Here is an 850-nt window from a genome sequence, read left to right as displayed (position 1 = left end):
TGCTGGGTGTCGGTGGCGCGCTGATGCTGTTGGTGGGGCTGGTCGCTCCGGCCAGTTTCATGCAGCATTTCATCGTGTTCGTGCTGGCGATCTTTGTCGGCTTCCAGGTGATCTGGGGCGTCGCGCACAGCTTGCACACACCGCTGATGGCGATCACCAACGCGATCTCGTCGATCATCATCGTGGGGGCGCTCATGCAGATCGGGTCGGGATCGTTCCTGGTTATTCTGCTGGCGGCGCTGTCCGTCTTCATGGCCGGGATCAACATCTTCGGCGGCTTCCTCGTAACCCGGCGCATGCTCGCCATGTTCCAGAAATCTTAAGGAGGCCGGGTAGATGGATTTTGGCTTCACCACTGCCGCCTACGTCGTTGCGGCTGTCCTTTTCATCCTTTCGCTCGGCGGTTTGTCGAACCAGGAAAGCGCCAAGCGCGCGGTCTGGTACGGCATCGTCGGTATGGCGCTGGCGGTCTTTGCCACGCTGGTTGGCCCCGGTTCAGGCCTGTGGCTGCTGTCGCTGCTGCTGATCGCGGGTGGCGGTCTGATCGGTCAATATGTGGCGCAGCGCGTACAGATGACCGAGATGCCGCAGCTTGTGGCCGCGATGCACTCGCTGGTGGGTCTGGCGGCTGTGTTCGTGGGCTTCAACGCGCATTTCGAGATCGGCAATGTGGCGCAGGTTCTGGCCATCGCCGACAACGCAAAAGAGGCGGATCTGAGCGATCTGGGTGCTTTCGCCAAGCTGATCGCCAAGAAGACGCCGGCTGAGCTTGCGATCCTGCACGTGGAACTGTTCCTGGGCATTTTCATCGGTGCGATCACCTTTACCGGCTCGGTTGTGGCCTATGGCA

General features: G+C 60.9%; 2 protein-coding genes. Both read left to right on the top strand.

Annotated elements, in window-relative coordinates; translation table 11 throughout:
- Positions 1-323 (top strand): proton-translocating transhydrogenase family protein (locus ACR0LF_RS23630; RefSeq protein WP_480856499.1); only part of this gene is annotated, 323 nt, incomplete at its 5' end.
- Between the two features lie 13 nt (positions 324-336).
- Positions 337-850, top strand: a 514-nt coding sequence (locus tag ACR0LF_RS23625; RefSeq protein ID WP_480584119.1) for an NAD(P)(+) transhydrogenase (Re/Si-specific) subunit beta, incomplete at its 3' end; no start/stop codon positions are given.

The sequence above is a fragment of the Ruegeria sp. E8 genome (assembly GCF_056533985.1).
Note: the sequence above shows the minus strand (reverse complement) of the source record. Positions and strands in the feature narration are given on the sequence as shown.